The 7,447-nt window shown below is 63.8% G+C and carries 7 protein-coding genes, 1 tRNA gene and 2 pseudogenes; 7 read left to right on the forward strand and 3 right to left on the reverse strand.

The window, feature by feature from the left end:
- The 3 genes and pseudogenes from JOY90_RS09680 to JOY90_RS09690 form a co-directional block, all read left to right on the forward strand.
- A pseudogene (locus JOY90_RS09680) lies at positions 1-649 on the forward strand (carbamoyl phosphate synthase large subunit); the annotation flags it as partial.
- A gap of 217 nt (positions 650-866) precedes the next feature.
- Positions 867-1,340 carry a transcription elongation factor GreA gene (gene greA, locus JOY90_RS09685; protein WP_291690921.1) on the forward strand — a complete coding sequence of 158 codons (474 nt, stop codon included), beginning with the start codon at positions 867-869 and terminating at the stop codon, positions 1,338-1,340.
- A 182-nt stretch (positions 1,341-1,522) separates the two neighbouring features.
- Positions 1,523-1,921, forward strand: coding sequence for a DoxX family protein (locus tag JOY90_RS09690; RefSeq protein ID WP_291690915.1), 399 nt, complete (start codon positions 1,523-1,525; stop codon positions 1,919-1,921).
- A 78-nt stretch (positions 1,922-1,999) separates the two neighbouring features.
- Here JOY90_RS09690 and JOY90_RS09695 read toward each other — a convergent pair whose 3' ends face one another.
- On the reverse strand, positions 2,000-2,479 hold the full coding sequence (locus JOY90_RS09695; RefSeq protein ID WP_291690916.1) for an Lrp/AsnC family transcriptional regulator: 480 nt from the start codon (positions 2,477-2,479) through the stop codon (positions 2,000-2,002).
- 279 nt (positions 2,480-2,758) lie between these two features.
- Between JOY90_RS09695 and trxB the strand changes: the two genes are divergently transcribed.
- From trxB to JOY90_RS09715, 4 genes and pseudogenes are all read left to right on the forward strand, one after another.
- Complete coding sequence (gene trxB / locus JOY90_RS09700; protein WP_291690917.1) at positions 2,759-3,724, forward strand: thioredoxin-disulfide reductase; 966 nt, start codon at positions 2,759-2,761, stop codon at positions 3,722-3,724.
- 14 nt (positions 3,725-3,738) lie between these two features.
- Complete coding sequence (locus JOY90_RS09705; protein ID WP_291690918.1) at positions 3,739-4,662, forward strand: LysR family transcriptional regulator; 924 nt, start codon at positions 3,739-3,741, stop codon at positions 4,660-4,662.
- Positions 4,663-4,976: 314 nt separating this feature from the next.
- Positions 4,977-5,602: pseudogene (locus tag JOY90_RS09710) on the forward strand (dihydrodipicolinate synthase family protein); the annotation flags it as partial.
- Between the two features lie 151 nt (positions 5,603-5,753).
- Entirely contained in the window at positions 5,754-5,888 is a 135-nt protein-coding gene (locus JOY90_RS09715; RefSeq protein WP_291690919.1) for a hypothetical protein, read from the forward strand.
- Between the two features lie 105 nt (positions 5,889-5,993).
- Here JOY90_RS09715 and JOY90_RS09720 read toward each other — a convergent pair whose 3' ends face one another.
- Both JOY90_RS09720 and JOY90_RS09725 read right to left on the reverse strand, forming a co-directional pair.
- The gene (locus JOY90_RS09720) at positions 5,994-6,671 is read right to left on the reverse strand and encodes a ParA family protein (protein WP_291690920.1); all 678 of its coding nucleotides are present in this window, start codon (positions 6,669-6,671) and stop codon (positions 5,994-5,996) included.
- A 552-nt stretch (positions 6,672-7,223) separates the two neighbouring features.
- Positions 7,224-7,300 (reverse strand) — tRNA-His (locus tag JOY90_RS09725).
- Positions 7,301-7,447: the final 147 nt, after the last annotated feature.

The following is a 7,447-nucleotide window of genomic DNA, read 5'->3' on the forward strand; positions in this document are numbered from 1 at the left end:
CACCCCCGTCGCCAAGATCGCCGCGCGGATCATGGCCGGCGAGAAACTCGCCGACTTCCAGCTCAGGAAGCGCGAGCTCAAGCATGTCGGCGTCAAGGAATCGGTATTCCCGTTCGCCCGCTTCCCCGGCGTCGATACCGTGCTGGGCCCGGAGATGCGCTCGACCGGCGAGGTGATGGGCATCGACCGTTCCTTCGAGGTGGCGTTCGCCAAGAGCCAGCTCGGCGGTGGCACCCGTGTGCCCCGCAGGGGCACCGTGTTCGTCTCGGTCCGCGACATCGACAAGGTGCGGATCACCGAGGCAGTCCGGCTGTTGTCCTCACTGGACTTCAAGGTGCTGGCGACCTCGGGCACCCAGCGTTTCCTCACGGATCATGGCGTGCCTACGGAAAAAGTGAACAAGGTGCTGGAAGGGCGGCCTCACATCGTGGACGCCATCACCAACGGCGATATCCAGCTCGTTTTCAACACCACCGAGGGACCGCAGGCGCTGGCGGACAGCCGCTCATTGCGACGCGCTGCCCTCTTGCATAAAGTGCCATATTACACCACTCTTTCCGGTGCCGTGGCGGCCGCCCGGGGAATCCGCGCGTATCAGGGCGGGGACCTTGAGGTCCGTACATTGCAGAGTTACTTTTCCGAGAGCTGATCGCTGACCGGGTGGCAACGCCCGCTGAGCGGCCGGTAATGAGCCTGTACGGCTGGAACTCACCGCCCCGCCCGAATGTTGTCAACGCCCTTTCCGGGCGCCGCAATCAATGGCTGGCGGGCTCCGTTGCTCGGCCGCGAGGCCCGACCTGGACGAATGAAGACATGGCGTGTGGCCGCCTGCACCGGCCCCGCGCGACTGAAGGACGAAGACGATGATGGAAAAGGTTCCGATGACCTCGATGGGCTATGCTGCGCTGACGAACGAGTTGAAGCAGCGCCAATCGGTGGATCGTCCGCGCATCATCGAGCACATCGCGGAGGCGCGTTCCCACGGCGACCTTTCGGAGAACGCGGAATATCATGCCGCCAAGGAAGAGCAGTCGCACAACGAAGGCCGCATCGCCGAGATCGAGGACAAGCTGGCGCGCGCCGACGTGATCGACGTTACCAAGCTGTCCGGCGACACCATCAAGTTCGGCGCGACCGTCACGCTGATCGACGAGGACACCGAGAAGAAGCAGGTGTGGCAGCTCGTCGGCGAGGTCGAGGCCGATGCCAAGAAGGGCAAGATCTCGATCACCTCGCCGCTGGCGCGTGCGCTGATCGGCAAGAAGAAAGGCGCATCCGTCGAGGTCGTGACGCCCGGCGGCGCCAAGGCCTACGAGATCACCAAGGTCGAGTGGCGCTGATCGACTTGTTGGTATGTTTCAAAAAAGGCCGCGTCACCGACGCGGCTTTTTTGTTGCGTTGCGGCCACGCGCCGCGACGAAGCTGCGGGAATGTTTCGCGGCCTCGGGGGTTGACGACACGCGGCGGTGACGCAGGGCGGCGATGGGGCTAACGTCCGCGCGTCAAACAGGGGACGATTGACATGGAACAGATGCTTGCAAGATGGCAGCCACCGCTGCTCAGCCTTTTTCGCTTCATCACCGGATTGATGCTGTTTCAGTTCGGCGTGGCCAAGATCCTGAAATTTCCGCCTGACTCGCCGTTCGTGAAGGTCGAGCTGACCTCGCTCTATGGCGCGGCGGGCTCGATCGAATTGATCTTCGGCGGCCTGCTCATGGTCGGCCTGTTCACGCGGCCGGCCGCCTTCCTGCTCTCGGGCGAAATGGCATTTGCCTACTTCATTGGTCATTTTCCCAGGAATTTCTATCCGGTGATCAATAACGGCACCGCGGCCATCGAGCTCTGCTTCGTCTGCCTGTATCTGGCGGCGGCCGGCGGCGGCCCGTTCAGCCTCGACGCCCTGCTGCGCAAGAAGGACTGAGGGCGACGTTGTCGTTCCGGCACGCATCCACCCGGTCCGCGCCAAGCGCGGCGGGATGGAGGCGCCCCGAAATGACTTTCACCCGCGCGCCTTCACCTCCAGCGGCACCGCCGCCTCGTATTTCGAATTGTGCAGGACGAGCGATGTCCTGACATTCCGCACATGCGGCGCCGCGGTCAGGTGGGTGACGAAATCCTGGAACGTCGCCATGTCGGGCGCGACGCATTTGAGGATGAAGTCCACCTCGCCCGACAGCATCCAGCATTCCCGTACCAGCGGCTCGGCGCGCACGAACTGCTCGAACGCCCGCAGATCGGCGTCGGTCTGGCTCGACAGATGCACCGAGGCGAACACCGTGACGTCGAAGCCGAGCCTGCGGGGATCGAGCAATCCGCGGTATCCCTGGATGTAGCCCTCCTCCTCGAGGGTCCGGACGCGGCGCAGACAGGGAGGCGGTGAGATGCCGACCCGCTTCGCCAGTTCGACATTGGTGATTCGGCCATCGGCCTGGATCTCGCTCAGGATCTTGAGGTCGATCTCATCAAGGTTCTTCGACACGTAGCTATCGGGTCCTGGAGAAGCGGAAGCGCTGGTGCCAGCACCCTGCGCTGGTAACTCTCTTAGCCCAGTTCCGCCGCGCAGCGCAATTTTATTGCGCGCATTCGGTCGCGTTCACCCTCCATACGGGGAAAATTCGCCGATATGGATTGCAATTCTTGCATGGCTCGCCAGATATCTTAGACTTGGATTTGACATTTTCGGCGCCCGGGCGAGCCCTTTCCAAGTCGATTTCGCTTGTCGCGTCGGTCCAAACGCTCCAAAGGACCCTCCGAGCTCATGCCTTCTCCCATCCATGCCAAGGTCGTCATCATCGGTTCCGGGCCGGCCGGATATACGGCAGCGATCTATGCCGCCCGCGCCATGCTGGAACCGATCCTGATCCAGGGCATCCAGCCGGGCGGCCAGCTCACCATCACCACCGATGTCGAGAACTACCCTGGCTTCGCCGACGTGATTCAGGGCCCCTGGCTGATGGAGCAGATGGAGAAACAGGCCGCCCATGTCGGCACCCGGACCGTCACCGACCTGGTCACCAAACTGGACCTGGGACAGCGGCCGTTCCGCCTGAGCTGCGACAGCGGCGACGTCTATCTCGCCGAGACCGTGATCCTCGCCACCGGCGCCCAGGCGCGATGGCTCGGCATGGCCTCCGAGGAGAAGTTCAAGGGGTTCGGCGTCTCCGCCTGCGCCACCTGCGACGGCTTCTTCTATCGCGGCAAGAAGGTCGTGGTGGTCGGCGGCGGCAACACCGCGGTCGAGGAGGCGCTGTTCCTGACGAACTTCGCCTCGCAGGTGACCGTGGTGCATCGCCGCGACCATTTCCGCGCCGAGCGCATCCTGCAGGAGCGGCTGTTCAGGAATCCGAAGATCAAGGTGGTCTGGGACAGCGCGATCGACGAGATCCGTGGCGCCGAAAATCCAGCCAAGGTCACCCATGTCCGCCTGAAGAACGTCAAGACCGGCGCGCTCACGGAGCTCGTGGCCGACGGCGTCTTCATCGCCATCGGACACGCGCCGGCGACCGACCTCGTGCTTGGGCAGGTCAAGCTGAAGCCCTCCGGCTATGTCGATGTGGCGCCGAACTCGACGGCGACCTCGGTGCCCGGCCTGTTCGCGGCCGGCGACGTGGCCGATGAAGTCTACCGACAAGCGGTGACGGCGGCGGGTCTCGGCTGCATGGCCGCGCTCGAGGCCGAGCGCTTCCTCGCCTTGCGGCTGAGCGAACGTGCCGCGGCGGAATGAAAATCAGAAATCATATGGCTCGAACTCGCGACGGATTTACGGACATGGATTGGGACAAGCTGAAGGTGTTTCACGCAGCTGCGGAAGCGGGCAGCTTCACGCATGCCGGGGAGCAGCTCGGGCTGTCGCAATCGGCCGTCTCACGCCAGGTCAGTGCGCTGGAGCAGGAGCTGTCGGTGTCGTTGTTCCACCGTCACGCCCGGGGCTTGATCCTCACCGAGCAGGGCGACCTGCTGTTCCGCACCGCGCACGACGTGTTCATGCAATTGCAGGCGGCGCGCGCCAAGCTCACCGACAGCCGCGAGCGGCCGAGCGGCGACCTCAAGGTCACCACCACGCCCGGCGTCGGCATCAACTGGCTGATCCCGCGGCTCGGCGAATTCACCGGTCTCTATCCCGAAATTCGCATCACGCTGATCGTCACCGACGAGGATCTCGACCTGTCGATGCGTGAGGCCGACGTCGCCATCCGCACCCGCAAGCCGACGCAGCCGGACCTGATCCAGCGCAAGCTGTTCGCGATGGGCTTTCACGCCTATTGCTCGCCCGAATACATCAAGCGCTTCGGCACGCCGCGCACGCTCGACGAGCTCGACGCGCACCGCATCATCACGCTCTCGGACGGCCAGGTCGCGCCGCATCTGCAGAATCGCAACTGGCTGATCGAGGCGGCCCGCAACGGCTCCGGTCCGCGGGAGGCCTATTTCAAGGTGAACAACGTCCTCGGGCTGGTGCGCGCCTGCCAGCAGGGCCTCGGCATCGCCGCGCTGCCGGACTACCTCGTCGAGGAAAACAGCCGGCTCGTGCAACTTTTCGGCGAGTCCGACTCGATCCAGCTCGACACCTATTTCGTCTATCCGGAAGAGCTGAAGACGGTGGCGCGCGTGCAGGTGTTCCGCGACTTCGTCGTGAGCAAGGCGCAGCGCTGGCCTTCGTAGCTGCGCGACATCGCGGCGGTTCGCAGCGGCTCTCGCGACGGCGATTCGCAAGGCTTCCATCGCACTGGTTTTGTGCATGACTGACATGCGGGCTGGACGGTTGCCGCAACATGCGGGCGGGGACCATAATGCATGTGCGCTGAACGATCGCGTTACGCATTTGTCCCCCTCCTCCAGTGGCGCGAGAGCTCAGTAATCCCTCTTGGAAGGTGATTGTGTCGGCCTCACGTGGCCAATACCTCGAGCCGGGCTCAGCGAGCCCGGCTTTTTTTCTGGTATGCCATCGTCACGCTGCTGCAACGAATTCGTCGCGTTCGCTCGACGCGACCGCCGCCTGGCCGATCGACTTCTACCTGATCGCGACCCCTATTATCTGCGACCGTCGCAGCGCGGATTGTTGCAGCACTTCACCACGCTTGCCGATCGGGCCACGCACCGGATCCTGCTCTACAACATTCCCTACCGGACAGCCGTCAACATCGAGAACGACACGCTGGTCGCGCTCGCGCAGCATCCGAACATCGTTGGCCTGAAGGATTGCAGCAACGATCGCGCACAGTCGATCGAGCTGCTGGCGCGGCGGCCGCAAGGCTTTCGCGTGCTGACCGGCGAGAACACGCAATATTTCGACGCGCTCTTGGACGGCGCCGACGGCGCCATCCTGCTTTCGGCCCATGTCGAGACCGAGACATTCGCGGCGATCCAGGCGCATCTCGCCGCCGGCGATCGCCCCGCCGCGCAGGCGGCATGGGACGGCGTCAGCCGGCTGACCCGCCTGCTGTTTGCCGAGCCGAGCCCGGCCCCCGCGAAGTACTGGCTGGCGCGGAGCGGTCTGATCGCATCGGCCGAGGTGCGCTCCCCAATGGTGGAGGTGAGCGCCGAGCTCGCGCGGCGGCTCGATGCCGAGATGGCGCGGCGGACGCGCGCCCGGCCGGATTGAGGCGAAGGCCCGGACCGTGGGCGCCTCGCGCCCAAGCGCTGCCGTGGTTAATCGGAGGTAGTACCTGTGGTCAAATGCAAGCCAAGGCGCGCGCGGCTTCTTAAGGTCTTTCGCGTACCAATCCCTCAGGCAAGAATGCGGGGGCATCGTCGTGGATACGGAAGGAAATCCGGCTGCGCAACAACAGGGCTTTACCACCGGGGATATTCTCTGGGCGCTCGGCATCTGGAGCGCGATCATCAGTCTGTCGCCGGTGATCGTCTTCTATATGCTGATGATCGCATGAATTTGCCAAATGACTGGCCCTCTTCGTTCTGAAGAGGGTAATCGCGCTGGTAACGAGCGGAAGACACGCGGAGCTCGCGCGTCTTTGGCTGGAGTCGGCGTCAGGTCACGCCGCCTGCTTGTGCATTGCGCCGCTGGCCGAGACGGTGCCGCGGATCGCCTTCACCGAGCGTTCGATCGCAGCCCACAGCCTCGCGATCTCCGCCGCCGCGCGGCCTTCGGCATAGTATTCACGTACGCCCTCGCCCTGTCCGAGCGCCATCAACAGGTCGGCGCGGTTGGTGATCTGGCCGCCCCACACCGGCGCGCGGAACTTGCCCAGCGCCTCGCGCGCGATGGTGACGATCGGGGATTCGGCGTCGTCGCGGCGTGCCGGCGCGCCGTTCAGCACGACCGCATAGGGCTTGCGCGCCGTGCGGCAGGTCTGAATCGTCTCCTGCACCGCGTTGACGTCGAACACGCCCGGCCGCGCCGGAATGATGACCATGGTGGCATTGCGGATCGCATCCTCGACGACGGCCGAAACATTCGGAGGCGTATCGATCAGCACCCACTCCATGCCGTCGCGCCGCGCCGTGGCGAGAATCCCGCTCACCGAATTGACGGCCGTCTTGATCGGCGGCTCGTTGGTGCCACGCAGCTTGTGCCAGAGCGTCAGCGACCCCTGCGGATCGGCATCGATCAAGAGACAAGGCTTGGTCGCCTTGATCTGCGCAGCGAGATGAGCGGCGAGCGTACTCTTGCCCGAGCCGCCTTTACGCGAAGCGAAAACAATAACGTTCATACCTTGGCCTCCAGATTGACCCCAGGATTCAAAAATGAATCAGCACGCTGATTCGCGAAAGAAAAAATTGGGAACTATGGCGACCGGGACACGAAAAAAACCAAAGTTTTGGCTTTTGAGTCACACGCACGCTTGCAACCTTGCGCTGCGCAACGCCGGCGCAGTGATGCTAGTTGCGTGAGTCCGTTCCGAGGTTCGTAATACGTTGCTGCCGTCGCATCGCCCACACGCATAGCGACGGTGCGTGAATGCTCCTCACGCGTGACATGGTGAGCGACGACGGGCGTGCTGAACGACCATCCACTGTTTCGCGCAGAAAGAAAAGTCCGGTCGTTCACGGCGTCGGAGGCGCCGATCAGGTCGCGTTGCGCTTCGTGAGCTTCGGGCCAATTCTCGATGAACGGGATCGGATTGGCAAGGTTGCAGGCGACCACGACCGTTATCTCAGGTCGAGCAGCCGTCACAGCCGTCGTCAGCCGATGGACACGATCGGTCCGCGCGTGAAAGCGGAGAATGGGGCTGATGGCGGAATCGCGGGAGTCCGGCATGCGCTGGTACAGTTGGGTGGGCTCGAACCACCGACCTCCTGTTCCACAGACAGGCGCTCTAACCAACTGAGCTACAACTGCATCCGCAGGGCGCCGCCTTGTCGGCTGGCGCGCTGAACGGGGCGGAAACTAGGTGCAATGCCGCCCTTTGGCAAGGCCGACCGATGGTCATGCTTGACGCCAAAACACCGGGTTCAAAACAAAAACCCGGGCCGCGCGGCCCGGGTT

The sequence above is a fragment of the Bradyrhizobium sp. genome, from assembly GCF_019242285.1.
Classification (GTDB): Bacteria; Pseudomonadota; Alphaproteobacteria; order Rhizobiales; family Xanthobacteraceae; genus Bradyrhizobium.